This window comes from Novosphingobium gossypii (genome assembly GCF_050433305.1).
Classification (GTDB): Bacteria; Pseudomonadota; Alphaproteobacteria; order Sphingomonadales; family Sphingomonadaceae; genus Novosphingobium; species Novosphingobium gossypii.
Genome location: NZ_JBNPXM010000018.1, coordinates 21,412 through 39,525 on the forward strand (window position 1 = coordinate 21,412; position 18,114 = coordinate 39,525).

Sequence of the window (18,114 nt, forward strand, 5' to 3'; positions counted from 1 at the left end):
GGCGTTTGACCGCAAGGACAATCGTGGACGTTTGCCGTGACGCGCCCGATGACGAGGGCCGAGCGCGGATGGCGGCTTCCTGATCCCAGCGCGGCCCGGTGGTCGGCGCGGTGGGGGCACGCACCAGCGGTGAGCCATGAAAGAATAGACGGGTGGTTGCGCGTGCGGCCCGGTGCGCCATGCGCTTGATTCGCGGCCTTTCGACACGGGTTACTGCCACCACCGTATCGGCCAGCTGTACAGTAGCGCATCCGTCACGGCGTTTGCCACGGTCGAAGCCTGCAACACGGATGGAACACTGATGTAGCGGCGATCGTGAGACTTTAACGCGCGCCGCGTCTGGGGCGCTTGCGACACGCCTTCAATGTGCGGGCCAAACACCAGCCCTATACATCTATATCGCGGTCGCGGCGCTCAACATCCGGACAACGTCGTCCCGCAATTTCAAATTCAATGCGCCAACCGCATCGCTGGTTCGCGGCTGCCGCCACGTTACCGCGCTATGCTCGGTTCCGACCGAATAGCGCCAGACGGTTTGAAGGCGATACCGAGCGTGGAGGGGTTACCGGTGACTAGGCGCGCCCAAGCTTCGATTTAAGCGCGTCGATCCGCTGCGAGGCGTCGGCCTTTGTGAGATTTTCGGATGGCCGTTCCTCGCCTGCTTCCTCGCTCAAGGTCGTCAGATAGCTCGCCTGCGCCCCGGTCATAGGTTCGTCGCCGGAAACCCAGTCGCTGGGATCTTTCTCGGTGTTGGAGCCCGGGTGTTCTCCGAGCTTAGGGTTAGGCAGCTGTTCGGTCATAATCACTCTCGTTTCCCATTTGTTCTATAACAACGGGATCCAGGCCTCACGGTTCCCGGCGCTCAATCACAGTTATTCTGCCGCTCCCCCGGTGGCGATCGTCCAGCCTGATATCTGCCATCAAGCGCTGGCCACGCATCGAACAGATTGCCAAAGTGAAAGATTCGATCATCTTCGATGCGGCTTTTCAGGGCCGCGCGGCGGGTGCTGTTTGGATCGTAGATACTGCTGAAAACCGCCGGTGGGTTGACAAGCAGGTCGATCTTCATGCCGGAAGTGCCGTATCTACCCCGGGAGGCGGGGCGGCCGGGCGCGAAGCAACACTGCGGTCAATCTGGAACGTCCAAGAGCACTATGCGAATTGGTCGCAGATTATCGTTACCGGCGTGCACCACTATCGAGTTGTACGACGACCTGCGCGACGAGGGGAATGTGATAGCAACGAAACAAGGGTTTGCACTCGCCCGCTCATAGTCGGCGTCTGTCGCAGCGCTCCAAAAGCTCCTTGTCGCTTCACCACCCCTCCCGTCCGTCGGAAGAAGCCACGCCATGCGCCCCTGTCAGTCATTCCTGGCTTAATTGGCGGACCACAAAGCCCGCAGGTCCGATATCCCATGCCCGCCGGGTTCACCAACGGCAAAGATAGGTGGCTATCTGTCGTTCGTAGAGAAAGCGCGTGCGCTTTTCGTCAGACTCATCGCAACCTAGCACCATCCGGCGCACAACATGCTGGCCGAAGTGGACGCCGGGCTGATCAGTGTTCAGCTTGAGCACGTTGTCGGGCTCATGACCGACCTGAAATCCGTGACTGCGGCGTAAAAGCAGCGCCCCGAACTAGGCCCAAGGCTTTGCATGTCGGTGTCTATTAACCTCATGCAGCTTAAAGTGCACTATAGAGACAATGCTCGCGGACTGATTTTAGAAACGAACTGCCATTTCTGCGGTCAGCCCATCTCGCCTCCAGCGAATATCCAATGCGCCGCCGCGCGTTCGCATGGTCCGCTGCATGATCTGCATGCCGTGGCCGCCATCGCGCTCGGTGCATTGCACCGCCATCTTTAACTTTTCCGTCCATACCAGCGTAAAGCCCTGTTCGGTACGCTTGCCGGTGATCACAATGCTGCCACCTGATCCAAGGGCACCGTGCTTCGTCGAATTCACGCTCAGCTCGCCGAGTACCAACGCAAGCGCATTGGCCCACTCAAGATCAACCGTGGCACAGGGTAGCTGATCGATGGTGATGGAGCACTCGGTATTCTCAAACGGCGACAAGACAGCTGAGATCAGCTCATCGACATTGCGGGGGGCGTCCCCATTGGCAAACAGCGTCTTCGCCCTCCCCATGGCTGCGAACATGAGCGACATCTGTTTCGCAAAGACCACGCGGCTGGCGTCTCCACGCGCATAATGGTTCATGACCGCGCACATTACCGAGAAGGAATTCAATAGGCGATGCCGCAGTTCGTCTGCGGTTATAATGGCCGTGTCCAGGCGTTGCTGATTGTCCGTAACGTCACGAGAAATAGCCATATATCCGGCATGCTGCTGCTCCTCGTTCAGCACAGCGGATACCGTTACGTCCCACCAACGAGGAGCCCCCTTCATCGTCGGACAAAAAGCACGAAAGCGCACGACCTCACCCGCAGCGGCCTTGACGTAGGCACCTACGATTTCAGCCTTGCTTTCCTCAGGCCAGAAATCGACCCATTGCTTCCCACGCACCAGATCGAAATCATCGATTTCCATCGCGCACTGGCCGTTGGAGTTCATGTAGTGAACGTCGCCACTCAGCCCAATGAGTTTCACACAATCGACGCTTTGATCAAGCACGCTGGCGAGTGAGACGGAAGAAAGCGACGCTGGAGAAAATTCTGGAAGAGTTGCCATGAAATCCATCATACATGGTTGGGTCGCCCGCGCATGAAACTCCACCGTTACCAAACGGTTGCATGCGACGCCGGTTGACCATCCGTGAAAAGGCTTATCGCTTTTCGTGCGCGATCGGTTCAGATCATCAAGAAACGATGGAATGAACGCTTCTGGTTCTCCGGCGAGATTACGTCATCGACCAAGGACGGACGCTCCTACATAGTTAAGTGTCCGTTGAGATCGGTCATGCCGTAACATACTGGCTCCTTAGCCTTATCAGAGTCCAGCGACGCCCATTTGGGCCCACCAATGGGCCTGCGGAAAGGCAGCTGTGCGCCCTTCAGAGACACTCAGGGCTTCATAGATGGCGCTCGGAAGCCGCCTGTCCGCTTCGGACTATGTTTCTGCAGGTTGAAACGACACTATGGGTTGATGCGTTTGATCCACGCACCACAAGATGGTGTGTTTGTTGGACAGTCTAAAATGGCAAAGAATGAGCAAACTAGCAAAAAAGCTGGGACCGCCGCATCCAAAACGCTCAGCGACGATCGCACCAGCAAAAACTCCAAAACGGCTGCAGCTTCTGCCCTCACCCAGCGTCCAGACAAGAAGAAGTCGAAGTAAATTCGAGCCGGCGCGTCATTGCCAGGTTATGTCAATGACGCGCCCTTAGTTGCCGACCAGCGCGCCATTCCACATTCTCATGAACGGACAGTGTCGATGTCCGATCCAGCTTGCCGACGTTACCCGTGAGTGCTTCCGAAACCGGGGCGGATTCGATGGGCATCTTCCCCTACCTCAATGGCGCGCTGACCCGTCACAACGTCCACCATGCAGTTGAAAAATTCCAAGGCTTCATAGGGCGTCGTCAGTGGCAGCTGCACTTTTGCGCCGAGCAAGGCATTCGCTGCGTCTTCTTCGGTGGCATCGCGAAGTTGTATTAACAGAACGTCCTTGCGGGCTTTGCAGTCGTCAAGCTCGTTGCCGAGCAGATCAGCGACCAACCTCACGAAGTCCTGACGCTCAGGCGCTTCCGGATTCCCACGCAGAAAGTCCTCAATCGAGATGTTTGTAACGGCGCCGCCTGAGGAGCGGTTCGCTTCATGCACCACCGAAGTTCTATCGGTGCCGTTTCCACGGGCCAGATACCATTGGTCGCCGTTGGAACTGAGGCAGAATTGCAGCATCGGATGGGTCATGACGAATTCGACTCCGCAAGTGCCACGGGAAAGCGGGGGCTGGTTTCTTTCGATATCACCATGGCCCTCGTGCGCGATAAAACGGGTAGCGCCGGACGATGCCAGGGATCAGCTTGTCCGAGAAAACCTGACGCATCTCCTCAGCCCCTTCTGTCCTGACGCAAACGAGATGCGTGCCGCCGCTCGGGAGAGGCTCGATGGCACTGATTGACACCTGATGCTCGGCGCATTGCCGCTCCACGTCTGCCTGGGGGAGATCAATGTTGAGCAGCCGGCTCATGTTGCGATCCCGAAATCGCGATCAATCCACACATGAAGGTGGTGCGAGCTTCTGACCCAGCCGTCTGCTGCGTCTGCTCCAATGCCGGATTGATGGTTGCTGATCCGGTACGCCGTGACGCCGGCTGCCGCGAGGTGTCGCGTTCTTGCAAGCCGCGTTCCCGCAGCGCTTGCGCGCATAAGCGATAATTGGTGCTCGAAGTACTGGTGATTGAGATCCATGGCAAAGCCCCCTCCTTATAAGCGGGAGCACTATGGTCTCTCAGCCGCCGGTGCTTAGTTTTCGATGCCAGCGATTGTAAGCAGATAGGAAGGGAAATTTATATTTCAATGGCAGTCCTGTCAGCCGCATGAAATATTCGCCCCGAAAAAAACCGGAAAATTATATCAGTATATTTTGCTATTTTTGTTCTGGCTTGCCCGCATCATATCGGCACGGATATGCGCTTTGATGCACACTGCCCTCTGAATATTCCGTAGGTCCTGGCGTCGATCTGCTCCAATTTACTCAGTGCCCCGTTAAGTAGGAGGTCATCATTTTCACCACGAGCAGGGCGATGGCCGGCAGACTGACGATGACAAGAATTCCTGACACAGCCGCGAAATGGGTTCGGCTCAAAATTGTGCTTTCGTTGAACGAGTGCCCAATAGACATGCTTTCCTTCAAATACGTGTCTGAGAAGGAGGGTGGTGGGGCAGCAGCAACGCCCGTTCTGAGCGTTTCGCTACCTAATTACGCTGTTGAATTGCTGTCCGTTCGCTGTCCTATCTGGCAGGAGCAAATCTGAGCGATCGATGTTCGCGACTTTGAATTGCGTGACAGGCATGGCGTTTGTTCGAGCAAGGCCAGTCTTTCTAGACCACTAAAGAATTATGGAACTCAGGTTAGGCAAAAATCATGTGCTGCTGTTGACGATCGATTTCCATGCCACGACTGAGCTTGCACCCTTACGTGCCTAATTTCTCTTTCCGAGCATATTCGATTTTCTGAGTGCGATCGGCCAGTTGCGTCCAGGCCGACACTGCTCTCAGGCATCGGTCACGCACCTGAGGCAGGCTTGCGGCATCAGCTGCGATCATCTGGAGATCGGCTTGTGCGCGATAAAATGCCAGCGATGACATAACTTCTCTCCTGTGTCCGACGGCCAAGACCGGCGGACCTCGGTAGAGGCCCGCTGCTTCGGTTTGTTCAAGCCGACTGGAGATTGACGGCGGAGGTCTTGCCGCGGCGATCGGTTTCCAGTTCGTAGGACACGCGCTGATCCTTGTTCAAGGTGCCCATGCCGGCGCGTTCCACCGCGCTGATGTGAACGAAATTGTCTTCGCCGCCCGATTCCGGAGCGATGAAACCGAAACCCTTGTCGGCGTTGAAGAACTTTACGGTGCCGGTGATCATCTGGGTATCCTTTGCCCAATGCAGTAGGACGAGCATGCACCAACAGCGGCACATCCCGGCTTCGTGAGGCTAGTAAGGGACAAAGGGGAGCCTTGGCGCTCCAATATCCGTCGCAGGCGACGTGTCAGCGCGACGCTTGTAACGCGCATCGAGAAAAATAGATAGGCGTATTCGGATCTCAGACTAAATTAAATTTAGGGCGGCATTATGACGAGTTGCATAATTCTATAAATTCCACGTAAATGAACGACTTTCCGTTGATGAAATATATCTAAGGCATCGCTTTTATAGCTACATTTCAATAAATCGATTTGTCTGAAATGGTTCCGGGCAGCGTTCATCAGATATTAGCAGCGAGCCGCATCTCCAGCGGCGATTTCGACTTGCCGATGCGTCGCGCCCAGGCACAAGATTATGTCTCGCCAACGGGCAATTCTTAGCAGCTGGCTTGCAGCGAATGTTTGCAGCAGCAGGCCTGCCGGAGAAACCGGTTCGATCCGGCGCGGCGGCGAAATGATTGCCGAGGGTGAAATCCCGGCGGTGCTGGATAGATGCGGTGCCACGATGTCCTGTCCGGGAAATGGCCCCGTCATGGCATGCTTCTTTCCCGCAACTATCGACGCGCGGGCGGCCTCGGCATCACGATGAGACGAGGCCCAGCCTGTCTTCGTCGGTATAGATGTCGAACCTGGAAAGGGTGACCGGGCCGAAGGTCATCGTCAACGCCGCGTCGGCCGCATCGCGCCCTCGCGCCATCAGTATTCGCCCGCGTCGGGGCCGGTTGTGCCTTGCATCAAAGACATACCAGCGACCGCCCAGCCACACTTCGAACCAGGCTGAGAAATCCATATCCCCTACCGGCTTGGGCAGATCCATGTCGCCAAGGTATCCGGTGCAGTAGCGCGCAGGCACGTTCATGCAGCGGCACAATGTAATTGCCAGATGGGCGAAATCGCGACAGACACCTTCGCGCTCCTGGAAGACATCCCATGCGGTCTTGGTCGGCCTCGCTTTCATGTAATCAAAGCGAATGTGACCATGCACGTAATCAACGATGGCCTGGACCAGAGGCCAACCCGCAGCGGCGTTTCCGAACAGGTCCCATGCCGTCTCGGTAAGGCGGTCCGTCTCGCAGTAACGGCTGGCGAGAAGATACAACATGACGTCGTCGGGCAGTTCCTCGATCGCCGACTGCAAAGCGTCCGGCACGACCGGATCGGGATCGAAGGCGTCGTCGATGACGAACCCGCAGGAGATTGTCACGCCGCCCGCCGGAACGGTGAGGCGGGTGCAGATGTTGCCGAAGCTGTCGACATAGTCGTAGATGGGGATGTCGGGCGTGGTGAACAACCGCTGCGGCGTGCGCAGATCCTTGTTGCGCGATGCATGGATGCTCAAGTGTGCGAGCATCGGCACGGGTTGTTCGCAAGTGAAGGCGATATCGTATCCTGCGCGGATCAGCATGCAGGCTTCAGGTCGGCAAGAGCGCGTTCCACTCGTCCCAGGCCCTCGGCGGACTCCACTGCAAGATCAAGCGGCCGCCCACCGAGCTTGCCGCAAGCCGTGTTGAGATAGGCAATAGCCGCGTCCCGACCTCCCAGCACATCGAGCGCCAATTTCGTCACCTGACCCTGACGGCCCGCAGCATCGGGTGCCAGTTTAGGGCGATCCGACCAACGCACCTTCGGGCGAAAGGGCCGCATAGGCTTATCTTCACTATCCATTTCGGATTTCCTATTGATAGGGTCGCATGCGGTGCGCAGCGATCTTCCAGAGCAGGTGGGCGATCTGGATCTGGCCGATCGCGGTGGCTGTGGCCGTCTCCAGCATGGTCCGCGCATGATTGGGGCCGGGGCTGGAAAGGAAATCCCGCGCCGCCACGCGACCGCCGAGCAGGGCGAATGCAAGGCCAGCTATCTCGCTGCGTCGGTGGAAGGTCAGGTCATCTCTCGAAGCGCGGCTCCATTGCCGTCCGCATGAAGGAACTCCGGTCGGGCGAGAACGAGAGCAGGCGATGTGGCTAGGCAGTGGCCAGGTCATGACCATTGCGGATAGGCCGTGACACCCATGTCATGTCGCAGGCGGGCGATCCGGGTTTGGTAATGGCGCACGAGATCGAAATGCGATCTGCGCTCATGATCATCCTTATCGCGCGCACCGTATTGGATAAGCGCGATCTGATGATGAAAAAGTAGCTGGTTTAGATCCATGCGGGCCCTCCTTCTTGCGGGAGCGCATTAGGTCTCTCAGTTGCCGATGGGCGAAAATTATCGGCAATGTAATTCTTCTACACGATTCAGCTTCGATCAGCGAGACAATTCGATAAATCGGGAATAATATTTAAAAATATGCACCTCTGTTGAAAAATGCATTTTTGCCTGTATATGAAAATCGCTGCGTCATTTTTGGCGAATGCTGCCCTGCGTAATGCGGGCAATTTCTCAAGCATCAGCTTGGCTCTCATGACCGCCGTTTTGCGCATGCATGACGGCGGGCGCCCTCGTATTAGGGACATCATGGATTGGCCGAAGAAGAATTGCTGACAATGGAAGGCTACATCGAGGGAATCCTCCCCGATGGACGCTTCGCGGTCCTGCTCGACAATGAGCATAAGATCATTGCCTACACGGCGGGCAAGATGCGCAAGTTCCGCATCCGCTCGGTGGTCGGTGATCGCGTGCATGTCGAGATGACGCCTTACGATCTTTCAAAAGGCCGGATCGTGTTCCGTGAAAAGACACCGGGACAAGCCGGAGGGCCACCGAGACGGCGCAGCGGTTTCAGAAGATAAGAGCGGAAAAATCCGCACCGTAGGATATCATGCACATCAATACCCAAGGCGCACAAAAGCGCCCTGAAAATGCCAACTTCCATTCAGCCACCGTGCGTAACGGTCTGATCTACCGGTCAACAGGCCTTCTGAGCCGGGATCACTTGCAGCGCCTCGTCGCTGCCATGGTCGATTGACCAGATGCTCCCCGGTCTCAACCGGGGAGGCATCGCCGCAGAGTCATGGCTTGCGGGCGAACCAGATCACATGACGAAAACCCTTGTTGTTGGGCCGCGCCCTGACCTGCGTTTCGGTCACTTGGAAGCCGACGTCACGCGGTCGATGTGTGAACGCAGGTTCGGTGAAGGCTGACCAGATCGCAAATATGCCGCGCGGTCGCAGCGCCAGCATGGCTCGTTGCAGTCCAGGCACTGAGTAAAGCCCATCGTCAAGCTGGCGCGTCAGGCCTTCCGGAACATTGTCGACGTCCAGCAGAATGGCATCGTAAGCCTCCCACGCTGAATCGATTAGAAGCGCTACGTCGTCGCCGACGACACGAACGCGCGGATCCCTGATTGGTCCATAGCCGGGGACTGATATGCTTGCGCTGAGATAGTATCCGCTCGTGAGGGCGGTTCAGGCGAGGAGGTTCTTCAATGCCCCGACGAGAGACCCTTCGAGGTAGGGCTTTTCAAGGAACACGGCATCAGCTGGAATTTCGTGCCGGGCCAAAGGCCAGCGACCTGAAGTGATGATGATGCCGATGTGCGGCCAGCGTTGCTGTGTTTCAAACGCCAAGGCCATTCCGTCGATCGGCCCAGGCATGTCGATATCGGTGAACAGGATCGCGATTGAAGGGTTCGCTGCGAGGATGCTAAGAGCACGAGTGGCGTTCGCCGCCTCTGCCGTAGTGTATCCGGCGCTCTCGACCATGTCGCAGGCGGCCAGTAATATCAGTGGTTCGTCCTCGACAACGAGGACGGTTGGCGGAAGTGACATTGGGAGACGGCTTTCTGCGGGGCGCAGCAGTCAGCCCGGCATGCCGTCCCGATTTCATGGGCCGAGGCTCGCAGGCTCCGTTCGAGCCTGATGATCTCAATAGCGGCGCGACCTGTAAGTTCCAGGATCGATTATTTTTATCATATCTGGAAGCCACACGCGGTCGAACAAGATGACGGGGCTACGGAGCATTGATCGAAGGCCGCGAATGCCGCCAGCTATCCAGCCGATCACATGCGCGCGATTACCGGACGGGCAGCTTTCTGCATTTTTCCGAACGTAACCCGACATTCCGGAATCGGCCCATCGTGCAGTTCTTGGAACGATGGGCAAGACCAGAAGAATGGCGTTATTGATGTGGGGCTGTCAGTCCCAGCAAGGTTTTCGAATGTCGATCCTCTCTCAGATGCTGGCGTTTACCTCGTCGCTGCGGATTAGCGGTGCCGCTCACGTGCGCTGATCGGGATGAATGCCGGCTCACCGTAGCCCGTATAGATATCGCTCATAAGCCAAGTTCGTTCAGGCTCGCGTTCTTCCTCGGAAACGGCTCTCCACCAGAACCGCATTTCAGCGTTCCAGCGATAGCCACGCGACTTCAAGCGATCCTTGGCGTCAAAAGGCGCATCGATGGCATTCACTTGATAGGTCATCATCTGCGAGCATGTGACGAGGTGAGAGAGGATCGTTTCACCATCGGGCGCGGAATGGGAAAGCAGGTAGATCAAGGCGAGAATATCATTCTCGGCCCGGTGACCCTCGTAGAACCAACCGCATTGCGAAACGAGATGAGCGAGCGCCCGGCCGTCGAAGCCCAATTCCAGCCAGTCCAGTTCGGCCATTGAGCACGCCCAAGGCTGGCCTGCGATTGCCGGAAGCCGGCGGTCAACGAAGGGCCGGTCAAACGCGGCATTGTGTGCGACAATGATGTCGGCCGAGGAAAGAATTTCCACCGCTGCAGCCTCATCGATCGCTTGTCCCGCCAGATCACCGGCTGTCAGACCGGTGAGCTTGGTTATCTTCGGATCTAGTGGGATACCAAGATCCTCGCGCCACACGCGCGGAAGGCCCACCTGAGTAACGCGCCCTCGCTCGTCGAACCGGAACCGCTGGACGGCAAGTTCGATGATTCGATCGACCTCGCGATCTAACCCCGTCGTTTCCACATCAATAGCCACACCGATCCGGCTGCCCTGCCCAGGATCGGCTTGATGAAAGGCAGCCACCGGGCGAAGCTTTCGCAGCACTTTGAAGTCAGGATGACCGTCCAATTCGGCGATCATCTTCTCATGGAGCTCAGTCACTGCGACACCTGTCCGACAAGCTCGTTCCTCACGCAGCATCGATGACACGAAACACAGTGCCCTTGCCGGCATCCCGGACAAGATCAACTCTCTTACCGTCCCAGTGGTAATCAAGATGGCGCCCTTGAAGGGGGTGCGAAGCGCAGTCAGGGTGAAATAGCGCTACGCATTCACCTCCGGGATGCCGGACGCTGGGATAGGCGATTCCATCCGAACCGGCGTTCCTAAGATTAGTCGCTAGATGCTGGGCTACAGAGTAATCCTTCGGATCTAAGGCAGCACTTGAGCTTTCACCTCGCAAGTCATGGAGATCGGCATGAACCGCCAGGATGATCTCCCGAAATTGCGATGTCCATCCCGCTGGCTCAGCGGTCTTGGCCATGAAGCGTGCGTGATGGTGGATCGTCTCGAACAGGGCGGTTTCATAACTGCGTGCGACGTAGAGCACGCCATAATGCCCGGCCGAGAAGCGGCTCGGCCGATCCGAGCTGACATGGGTGAACGAGGCCATGAGGTAGGAAGCTCCGGGTCCGCCGACCCTACGCTCGGGCGAAACAAGGTCGATGTTACCGATCGTTGCCATAATACGCGGGTTTGTCTTTTGCTCGGCCGACAGAAGAAGAGGCCAATCCGCAGGATCCGCTATGTCCTCGAAGAGGTCTATCGGAGGAAAGACGCTGCGAATGATCCTGACCGCGCCCGCCCACTCGACCTTGCTGACCCGGGGCATGCCCTCCATGGTCACCAGCCGCCGCGCTCCGAATCGAGATAACGCCGAACCCGCATGATATCGGTGAGTTCTCCGCCGAGCATCACCTGCAGCGCGCTGGCTCCGTCAAACGCGACGTTGGTAGCCTTGACCCAGTCATAACCGCGCTGAGGTTCCTGGAAGATGATCCTCAACGCCTTGTGAATTCCCATAAGGTTGGACAGCCGCGCCAGTCCATCGCGTGAGATACGTCCGGGCCCTTCAGCCTTCCAGCGACGAAAGGTGCGCAACGGCATGTCTGTCAGCACTGCCGCCTGCTCGTCCGTTATGCCCCAGCGAGAAAACAGATTGAGTGCCGCACGGAAGAGCGCACCACCTTCTTCTTGCGTGATTGGCTCGGGCCGGAACGGCGTGGGAGCCGTGTCGATTGCTTGCAGCAGCGTCATCCAATCCTCCTTATGGCCAGATATAGCCTTACCACTGCCAAATGGCAACCACGAGCCAGCGGTATCCTGCAAAGCTTACGCGCTGAACCGGGGCGGACGATCTCGGCGCCGTCCTGCAGCTTACAAGGATGGTCGGACAATTACTGCGCCATGAGGACACGTTCATCCCAATGTGCACCTCGATGATAGGCTGCACGAACACTGTTCCGCTCTGACCGACGGGTAGGGTCCACACCGTCGATCACGGTCAGTGCCAGAACAGGAGAAGGAGCAGAATGACCGGCAGCGGAATGCCGAGCAACTACAGAACAATTCCCTTACCCATATCGCCTTTCCGGTTCGAACGATTACCGCTACCATTCAGAAACGAAACAAACTGGCTCCAGTTACCGGAACTGCGGCCTGTGTGTGGTCGATAATCGCCGTTCGGACTTTGCAAGCCCGTCCCGGTGTGCACAGAACAAGGCGGCAATAATCACGAATCGGATTGCCATGGCTGCGGCGGATCCTCCGATTGCTGCATGCCAGTTGCTGTGCCGCTCGGCCGTCGCCATAGGCCGGAGGATGGATGACAGTATTTCCGCAACCATTCTGCGCGTGCTCGAGCGAGCGCCGCAATGGATCCGGCACGATCTCGAAGCAAAGGACGACGCCATCCGCGCGCGCGCCGAAGAGACGCTGGCCGCCATGATCGCCAATGCGCTGCAGACGGGAACAAGCGCTTCGCCTGAGGCTTGAAGAGGCTCGTCTAACGGGAGTTTCCTAATGCGCCGCCGGACGTTGTTTCCCATCGTTCTGGTAGCCGGCGTTCTGGTTGCCGGCTTCCATGTCGGCCCTGCGGCCACCGATGCCGTCCCCGTGCCACAGCCGCTCAAGTCTGCCGAGCGCATTACCTGCGCGGCCAACCGACATTTTCTGCTGCGGACGGACGCCGAGCGAGCACAGATTCAGATCGGCAACCGGCGTCTTGAACTGCAGCGCGCACCCTCGGCGATCAGCCAGCGATATCGCAGCGAGGAGGCGACCTTGATGCTCGATGGGGAATTCATCGCCTTCGTTCCCAAAGGCGATGCGGGGTGGACGGATTGCCGCCATGCCAGGATCGCACCGGCATCGATACCCAAGGGGTGAACCATGCAATCGGGGCTCGCGCCACGTTGCGGATAGGTGATCGCGCCTGACAGGACTGATCGTCCCCGAGCCTCCCCGCCCGGAGTTCCGGGCGGCAACCTCGCATATCGCCTCCCCTTGCGCCCCTGACGATCGTAGCAGTGGCACAGCATCTGAAACCCTTGGAAAACACGCTCGCGCGCCCGGTCTATCGACGGGGCGAGCCGATCCCCGAGCTGCTCGTCGGACAAGCTCGCGAGCCGCGCCAGACGGAACACCTCGCGGTGCGGTTCTGGCGGCGACCATTAGGGCAGCGGATCCGACGCTTCACCGTATCGTCGATCTCGGCGAAGACGCCCTTCAGGGTCAGTTCCCGAAGGCGCTGGTCGAGCCTGTAGTGATACCGGATCATGCCCGGCCATCCCTTGATGCAAGGGGCTCGGACGGGAGGAGCTCGCATGCCAAGAGATAGTCCGCACCCTTGCTGGCCGCGCTGGCAGCCCGAAAGATCGCCTTTTCATCCGCCCGCATCGCCTCCAGCCATGCACCGATGTAATCCGAATGCCGCACCGTAGGCTGGATTCCGAGCGAAGCGCAGGTAAAGGCCGCCGTCATCTCGGCTGCCAGTTCCTCCGTCGCATAGGCCATCGAACCGAAGCGCCCGGACTGGTCGCGTTCCAGTCGTCCTCGGCCGCCAGCCCAATGCCCGAGTTCGTGCAGCGCCGTGCGATACCAGTTAATCGGATCATGAAAGAGCGCCTGCGGCGGCACCTGCACGTAGTCCTCGTCAGGAGCATAGAAGGCCCTGTCGCCCCCGATCCGGAAATCCGCGCCAGTCGCGGTGATGATGCTGTCCGCCGCTGCAACCGCCATGACGGGATCGGGCACGGCGGATGGACCTTCGAGCCCCTTGGGCAGGCCTTCGCACTGATCGAAGTTGAAGACGATGAAGCGCTTGAGGAAGGCCACCGTGCGTGCCTCGCGACCCTCGCCCTGCGCCTTGGCTGCCTCATCCTTCGGGGTGAAGCGATCCGCATAGCAGACGACGGTTCCCTTCTCGCCGCGCCGCACGTTCCCGCCCACCCCTGCCGCCTGTTTGTAGGTGAGCCAGCGTTGCGAACCGAACCCGCCACCGATGCCCGCTGCCCACAGGATGAGCACGTTGATCCCGGAATAGGCCCGTCCGGTCACGGCGTTGGCAGGCATCATGCACGGGCATGTCGCAGCATCCCACGGCTGCACCCATGGCAAACGGCCCTCTTCCAGCTCGGCAATGATCCGCGCGGTTACCTCACCGTAGAGGCTCTGACGTTCGACCTTCATCTTCTCGCTCCTTCCTCAACCGCCATTGACCGGCGCCAGGGTGGCGGGGGGCGGCAGGAGCGAACCGGAAGCCCCGCCGGCTGATGGCGGGCTGCACCCTCGGCGGGACCCGGTTGCGCGAGCGCAATAGGGTGGCGAAGGGTCGGAACGGAGTGGAGAACCCGGGAACAAAGTGGACGGGTTGCGGCCCGTCGAGGCGGGGCTACAGGGCAGCGACGCCCCCCGCCACACAGGAGCCGTCAAGGCTCAACGCCGCCGCGCGCCCGCGAGGCGACCGCCAGCGGGGTGCAACGCAGCCCGCCCCGCCAGCGATCGTTACGGCTGTGCCGACGAGACGCCGAAGGTGGCTCGGTTGAGCGTCAGTGAAATAGAGCGCGGTCGCGCCTCGCCGCGGGGCGGTATTACCCGCTCACGTTCCCGTCAGAAGCGTGATGACGATCAGCTGGACAGATCAGTGCTTGAAGCAATGCTCACGATGCCAGCTTAGAAAACTGGGATGCGGCCGGTCAGCAATGTGTACAGGGCAAAGCGCAGCGCCGGTGCGATTGATCAGACCCCGGATCGCGTCGCCGTCATTGGCCTGACGGCTGACGAGAACCTCAAGGTCATCGGCAAGGCTGATGAGACCGCGATCAAACATCCAGTGCACGGTCCCCGACAGGGCCAGCCCGTTGCTGACGACGTCGGGACCGCCCTTTTCAACGGGGCGGATATGAGCCGCCTCAACCTCGGCCCTGCCACCGCCATTGATGAGCTTGAGCCCTGTGATGGCGCAGCGCGCGTCATAGGCGGTCACGACCCGGCGCCGAAACAGACGGTCGCGCACCAGGCGCGAACCCAGATAGGCGACGCGATCCCGCTCGACCTCATGGATGAATGGCACGCGCTCTTCTTGCAAAACGTGAGCGCCCGATGCGTCAGGTGCGGCTCCTACCCTGGGCAGGAAGTCCGCTTCCTCGGCAATGCCGAGATCGATGATGCGATTGAAGTCCTGATCGGAGAGCGGACGCACGGCAGACTGGGCGCGGCCTGAAATCCTGCCCGCCTCGTTCAGGACCCCGCGCTCGACGATGCCGAGGGGCCCGTTGAAAGGGACCGCGTTGACGAAATCGAGGTAGGAACCCGGCTCGATCAGCGCCAAATACATGCTTGGTGCAGACGGATCGGGCACGACCCGACCCACTTTCGCTACTGCGAAGTAGCCCTTCGAGAACCGGATTTTGCTTGGCTCATAATAGATGATCCAGTCACCAATGCAGGCGCTCACACGGCTCAGGTATTGCGGGGGAAACTGATATCGCTCCGCCGGGCTGTCGTCATAGATCGAGTCCGAGCGATGGATGAAGACGCCTTTGGCCATCGCTCGGCGATACCTGGATGCGGCGAAAGAGGAAACTTTTGTCTTTCATCGCTCGACCTTGTCTGCAGTGCAGTGGCCTCGCCAGGCGCCGTGCTTTGGCAACTGCCCGCAGTCGATGCCGTTGGATCAGAGCTTTTAGGGGCCTAAACCACGGGCCGCGTCATCTGCGTCTATCGCTCGATGCGTCAAGCTCCCTGACTTACAGAGCGCCCGCCCTTTGCCCGCATTCTGCCCCCGCTTTGCCTACATCCTGAAGGGCGGCCCTGTGTTGCGGGCGGAAGTGGCCATCAGGGAGGTAACAAATCCTCTGAGTGGATCTGTTCCTGTCGGAGGATATGTTACACGGCACCTGAGATACCTCTCATCTACAGCCGCCTGGCTCAGACTATCGAAAGTGCCCGGCGAAACAGTCCGATCGCGGCTTCGGTCGCTCGGGCTGCAAGGACAGGGTCGTAGCGATGGCCTTCGTCCCGCATGAAAGCATGCGCTGCGTTAAATTCGAGCCACTCGTAATGCGCGCCGACAGTCTCCAGTTGCTCTCTGATCTTTTGGCGGCCCTCGAAAGGAATGTGCGGGTCCTGCCGGCCCCACACGAAAAGCGCCTCGCCCTTCATGTCCCCCAATCGGGCAAAGGTATCATCATTGCGGCCCGCCCCAAGCGTCCCGCTGTGAATGTCGGTAGCATAGAAGCACGCTGCCGCCTTCACGCGCACATCGAATGCGGCGCGCAACGCCAGATGCCCACCAAGGCATTTGCCTACTGTGCCAAGGCTGCCCGTGCTCGCAGGGTGAGATGCAAGGTAGTCGAGCCCGAGCTGGGCATCCCGATCGAAGGCGGCTACGGTTTTGGTTACCTTGAGAGCGTTCCCCCGGCCGGTCCCTTCGGCGGTATAGGAAAGGCAACTGCCGGCAGGCTCGAACTCATGGTACACTTCAGGCACGCCACGAGGAAACCATGACCTGCAAGGGTGGCCGCGATTCGGCGGATCGGTCCTGTGACCTGGTAGATCTCCGAGAAGAACATCAACGCGGGAAAGCGGCCCTCCACCGCCGGAACAGATGCATACGCATTGCCCCGCCACCACCATCGCTGGTCGGGATATCAGTGAATTCATCGGATAACGACGATCGGCGGAAATCCGCCATTTTCCTATTTTTTGCCGGGAAAACGTCAGTTAAACTGCTCAATAACTTAGCGAATGGTTGGGAAACAGATGGAGCCTGTATGACCGACGTCGAATTGCTCCGCAGCACAACAGACGATGACGTCGCCGCGGCCGTTTGAAACGCTGGTGAGGCATTTCCCATCATTGACCCAGCGTACTAAATCCCGGCGAAATCTCGGCGCAGCACCCCGAGCGAAGCGGCAGCGAACTGGCGCATGATGCGATGCCAGTACGGCCCGGCGCGCTCCCGCGGCTGCCATTCGTCATCCGGGTCGGTACTCGACTGCGTCATCCACATGGCCTCGGCCATCTGTTCGATCAGCGCTTCCTCGTCGTTCGCGGTGCAGATGCGGCAGGTCATCGCGGGCGGTCCTGGAAGATGCTCTGTATCGGCGCCGGGCCGCGCACCTGCAGCTTATCGAATCGCGCGACTATGACGGCGACGGCCTGCGCTTGGGCGCGCTGGGCTTTGCCCTGGTCTTCCACCAGCATGTCGCGCTGCACCGATCGCGCGATCCGCTGGACGCCGCGCACAATCTCGAAGCGGACCTGATCGGCTGTCAGGATCTCGGGAAATGGGTCAACCTGCTCGACCATCTCACAAACTCCATATGAGAACAAAGATGGAACATGCTATGGTCTGGTCATGGTGATTCGCACAGAGGATTTTTCTATGGCCAGCTTACCGACGATCGATGGTCATCGTATCAACGTCCAGGGAGCGCCGACAGAGCCTGTGCCGTTCGGTCGGTGGGTTCTGCAGCAGACGGAGCGTGGCAGGTTTCTGGGCGCGCTGGCGAAAGCCGCCAAGGCCGATCGCGCTTTCCCCCGTGACGGCGAACCTGAAGCTGTCCGTAAGCGCTTGAGCGAGCAGGGTGCCGATCCGGAAATGCATGAAGCGCTCGATGACGCTGAACTCGATTGGGCAGCGCTATGACGGAGCCGATGTCCGACGACGCGCTGATCGCACTCGCACAGCACCGCTTCGGTCAGGCAGACAGGGAAGGGGCCACTCACGAGGACTGCCGGCAGCTGCGGGACATTTTCCCGGCATTGCTGCAGCGGCTGCGAGAGAAGGTCGAGCTGACCCGCGATCTAGTTTCGATCGAGTACGTCGACCTCCGTGATCCCAAGGACTGGGAGCGCCTGGCTGCCGCCGCCAACAAGAACGAACCTGACGACCAGCTGCAGCTGGCGCTTACGCACCTCTGATCCAGAGGTTTGCCATCGCTCCCTGCCCCGGGGCGCTGATGATGGTGGGTGCGGCAATCCGCACGCCGCACCCACATTTTTCACGGCGATCAAGCATTTTGTGGCGCTGTGTGCTGTTGTGCATAGTCGCTCACAAGACCACCTCCTAAGCGGCCTGCGACGAGCGCGGCGACTT

At 59.1% G+C, this 18,114-nt stretch carries 29 protein-coding genes; 9 read left to right on the forward strand and 20 right to left on the reverse strand.

All coding sequences use genetic code 11. From position 1 onward, the window contains the following. Positions 1–572 precede the first annotated feature (572 nt). The 3 genes from GGR40_RS20990 to GGR40_RS21000 form a co-directional block, all read right to left on the reverse strand. Positions 573–800: a DUF3072 domain-containing protein gene (locus tag GGR40_RS20990; protein ID WP_429278208.1), complete on the reverse strand. Its 228-nt coding sequence runs from the start codon at positions 798–800 to the stop codon at positions 573–575. Positions 801–862: 62 nt separating this feature from the next. Further along, the gene (locus GGR40_RS20995) at positions 863–1,069 is read right to left on the reverse strand and encodes a hypothetical protein (protein ID WP_429278209.1); all 207 of its coding nucleotides are present in this window, start codon (positions 1,067–1,069) and stop codon (positions 863–865) included. A gap of 649 nt (positions 1,070–1,718) precedes the next feature. After that, positions 1,719–2,687, reverse strand: coding sequence for a PAS domain-containing protein (locus tag GGR40_RS21000; RefSeq protein WP_429278210.1), 969 nt, complete (start codon positions 2,685–2,687; stop codon positions 1,719–1,721). Positions 2,688–3,101: 414 nt separating this feature from the next. Between GGR40_RS21000 and GGR40_RS21005 the strand changes: the two genes are divergently transcribed. Then, positions 3,102–3,293 (forward strand): hypothetical protein, encoded by a 192-nt coding sequence (locus GGR40_RS21005; protein WP_429278211.1) that lies wholly within the window; start codon positions 3,102–3,104, stop codon positions 3,291–3,293. Positions 3,294–3,412: 119 nt separating this feature from the next. Here the strand turns inward: GGR40_RS21005 and GGR40_RS21010 are convergent, their stop codons facing one another. The 7 genes from GGR40_RS21010 to GGR40_RS21040 all read right to left on the reverse strand — a co-directional run bounded on the left by GGR40_RS21010 (position 3,413) and on the right by GGR40_RS21040 (position 7,267). Continuing rightward, a complete protein-coding gene (locus GGR40_RS21010) occupies positions 3,413–3,868 on the reverse strand; it encodes a hypothetical protein (RefSeq protein ID WP_429278212.1) in 456 nt (151 codons plus the stop codon). A gap of 55 nt (positions 3,869–3,923) precedes the next feature. Continuing rightward, the gene (locus GGR40_RS21015; RefSeq protein WP_429278213.1) at positions 3,924–4,148 is read right to left on the reverse strand and encodes a hypothetical protein; all 225 of its coding nucleotides are present in this window, start codon (positions 4,146–4,148) and stop codon (positions 3,924–3,926) included. After that, a complete protein-coding gene (locus GGR40_RS21020) occupies positions 4,145–4,369 on the reverse strand; it encodes a hypothetical protein (protein WP_429278214.1) in 225 nt (74 codons plus the stop codon). The genes GGR40_RS21015 and GGR40_RS21020 overlap by 4 nt, the downstream gene beginning before the upstream one ends. A gap of 726 nt (positions 4,370–5,095) precedes the next feature. Further along, complete coding sequence (locus GGR40_RS21025) at positions 5,096–5,269, reverse strand: hypothetical protein (protein WP_429278215.1); 174 nt, start codon at positions 5,267–5,269, stop codon at positions 5,096–5,098. A 67-nt stretch (positions 5,270–5,336) separates the two neighbouring features. Then, complete coding sequence (locus GGR40_RS21030; protein ID WP_429278216.1) at positions 5,337–5,543, reverse strand: cold-shock protein; 207 nt, start codon at positions 5,541–5,543, stop codon at positions 5,337–5,339. 639 nt (positions 5,544–6,182) lie between these two features. Next, the gene (locus GGR40_RS21035; RefSeq protein ID WP_429278217.1) at positions 6,183–7,007 is read right to left on the reverse strand and encodes a transglutaminase-like domain-containing protein; all 825 of its coding nucleotides are present in this window, start codon (positions 7,005–7,007) and stop codon (positions 6,183–6,185) included. Then, a complete protein-coding gene (locus tag GGR40_RS21040) occupies positions 7,001–7,267 on the reverse strand; it encodes an antitoxin Xre/MbcA/ParS toxin-binding domain-containing protein (RefSeq protein WP_429278218.1) in 267 nt (88 codons plus the stop codon). The genes GGR40_RS21035 and GGR40_RS21040 overlap by 7 nt, the downstream gene beginning before the upstream one ends. 31 nt (positions 7,268–7,298) lie before the next feature. Between GGR40_RS21040 and GGR40_RS21045 the strand changes: the two genes are divergently transcribed. After that, positions 7,299–7,523, forward strand: coding sequence for a hypothetical protein (locus GGR40_RS21045; RefSeq protein ID WP_429278219.1), 225 nt, complete (start codon positions 7,299–7,301; stop codon positions 7,521–7,523). Between the two features lie 56 nt (positions 7,524–7,579). On the opposite strand, the gene GGR40_RS21050 is transcribed toward GGR40_RS21045, so the two are convergent. Beyond that, entirely contained in the window at positions 7,580–7,753 is a 174-nt protein-coding gene (locus GGR40_RS21050; RefSeq protein WP_429278220.1) for a hypothetical protein, read from the reverse strand. Between the two features lie 311 nt (positions 7,754–8,064). Between GGR40_RS21050 and infA the strand changes: the two genes are divergently transcribed. Both infA and GGR40_RS21060 read left to right on the forward strand, forming a co-directional pair. Further along, a complete protein-coding gene (infA, locus tag GGR40_RS21055; RefSeq protein ID WP_429278221.1) occupies positions 8,065–8,334 on the forward strand; it encodes a translation initiation factor IF-1 in 270 nt (89 codons plus the stop codon). A 29-nt stretch (positions 8,335–8,363) separates the two neighbouring features. After that, entirely contained in the window at positions 8,364–8,510 is a 147-nt protein-coding gene (locus GGR40_RS21060) for a hypothetical protein (RefSeq protein ID WP_429278222.1), read from the forward strand. A 439-nt stretch (positions 8,511–8,949) separates the two neighbouring features. Here GGR40_RS21060 and GGR40_RS21065 read toward each other — a convergent pair whose 3' ends face one another. The 4 genes from GGR40_RS21065 to GGR40_RS21080 all read right to left on the reverse strand — a co-directional run bounded on the left by GGR40_RS21065 (position 8,950) and on the right by GGR40_RS21080 (position 11,768). After that, entirely contained in the window at positions 8,950–9,312 is a 363-nt protein-coding gene (locus GGR40_RS21065; protein WP_429278223.1) for a response regulator, read from the reverse strand. A gap of 434 nt (positions 9,313–9,746) precedes the next feature. Then, positions 9,747–10,613, reverse strand: coding sequence for a 3'-5' exonuclease (locus GGR40_RS21070; protein ID WP_429278224.1), 867 nt, complete (start codon positions 10,611–10,613; stop codon positions 9,747–9,749). 28 nt (positions 10,614–10,641) lie between these two features. Further along, positions 10,642–11,352, reverse strand: a complete 711-nt coding sequence (locus tag GGR40_RS21075; protein WP_429278244.1) for an RES family NAD+ phosphorylase — start codon at positions 11,350–11,352, stop codon at positions 10,642–10,644. Between the two features lie 2 nt (positions 11,353–11,354). Then, positions 11,355–11,768, reverse strand: coding sequence for an MbcA/ParS/Xre antitoxin family protein (locus GGR40_RS21080; protein ID WP_429278225.1), 414 nt, complete (start codon positions 11,766–11,768; stop codon positions 11,355–11,357). A gap of 492 nt (positions 11,769–12,260) precedes the next feature. On the opposite strand from GGR40_RS21080, the gene GGR40_RS21085 reads away from it, so the two are divergent. From GGR40_RS21085 to GGR40_RS21095, 3 genes are all read left to right on the forward strand, one after another. Further along, the gene (locus tag GGR40_RS21085) at positions 12,261–12,506 is read left to right on the forward strand and encodes a DUF6771 family protein (RefSeq protein WP_429278226.1); all 246 of its coding nucleotides are present in this window, start codon (positions 12,261–12,263) and stop codon (positions 12,504–12,506) included. A gap of 27 nt (positions 12,507–12,533) precedes the next feature. Then, the gene (locus GGR40_RS21090; RefSeq protein WP_429278227.1) at positions 12,534–12,899 is read left to right on the forward strand and encodes a hypothetical protein; all 366 of its coding nucleotides are present in this window, start codon (positions 12,534–12,536) and stop codon (positions 12,897–12,899) included. Positions 12,900–13,060: 161 nt separating this feature from the next. Next, a complete protein-coding gene (locus GGR40_RS21095) occupies positions 13,061–13,276 on the forward strand; it encodes a hypothetical protein (RefSeq protein WP_429278228.1) in 216 nt (71 codons plus the stop codon). Positions 13,277–13,286: 10 nt separating this feature from the next. Here the strand turns inward: GGR40_RS21095 and GGR40_RS21100 are convergent, their stop codons facing one another. The 5 genes from GGR40_RS21100 to GGR40_RS21120 form a co-directional block, all read right to left on the reverse strand. Further along, positions 13,287–14,201: an ArdC family protein gene (locus GGR40_RS21100; RefSeq protein WP_429278229.1), complete on the reverse strand. Its 915-nt coding sequence runs from the start codon at positions 14,199–14,201 to the stop codon at positions 13,287–13,289. Between the two features lie 451 nt (positions 14,202–14,652). Continuing rightward, on the reverse strand, positions 14,653–15,561 hold the full coding sequence (locus tag GGR40_RS21105; protein WP_429278230.1) for an HNH endonuclease: 909 nt from the start codon (positions 15,559–15,561) through the stop codon (positions 14,653–14,655). A gap of 380 nt (positions 15,562–15,941) precedes the next feature. After that, positions 15,942–16,502 carry a dienelactone hydrolase family protein gene (locus GGR40_RS21110; RefSeq protein ID WP_429278231.1) on the reverse strand — a complete coding sequence of 187 codons (561 nt, stop codon included), beginning with the start codon at positions 16,500–16,502 and terminating at the stop codon, positions 15,942–15,944. Between the two features lie 382 nt (positions 16,503–16,884). Beyond that, positions 16,885–17,088 carry a hypothetical protein gene (locus tag GGR40_RS21115; protein ID WP_429278232.1) on the reverse strand — a complete coding sequence of 68 codons (204 nt, stop codon included), beginning with the start codon at positions 17,086–17,088 and terminating at the stop codon, positions 16,885–16,887. After that, on the reverse strand, positions 17,085–17,324 hold the full coding sequence (locus tag GGR40_RS21120; protein ID WP_429278233.1) for a hypothetical protein: 240 nt from the start codon (positions 17,322–17,324) through the stop codon (positions 17,085–17,087). Before GGR40_RS21120 ends, GGR40_RS21115 begins: the two co-directional genes overlap by 4 nt. Positions 17,325–17,373: 49 nt before the next feature. Between GGR40_RS21120 and GGR40_RS21125 the strand changes: the two genes are divergently transcribed. Together GGR40_RS21125 and GGR40_RS21130 are read left to right on the forward strand one after the other, a co-directional pair. Continuing rightward, entirely contained in the window at positions 17,374–17,664 is a 291-nt protein-coding gene (locus GGR40_RS21125) for a hypothetical protein (protein WP_429278234.1), read from the forward strand. A gap of 8 nt (positions 17,665–17,672) precedes the next feature. Then, positions 17,673–17,939, forward strand: a complete 267-nt coding sequence (locus GGR40_RS21130) for a hypothetical protein (protein WP_429278235.1) — start codon at positions 17,673–17,675, stop codon at positions 17,937–17,939. Positions 17,940–18,114 lie beyond the last annotated feature (175 nt).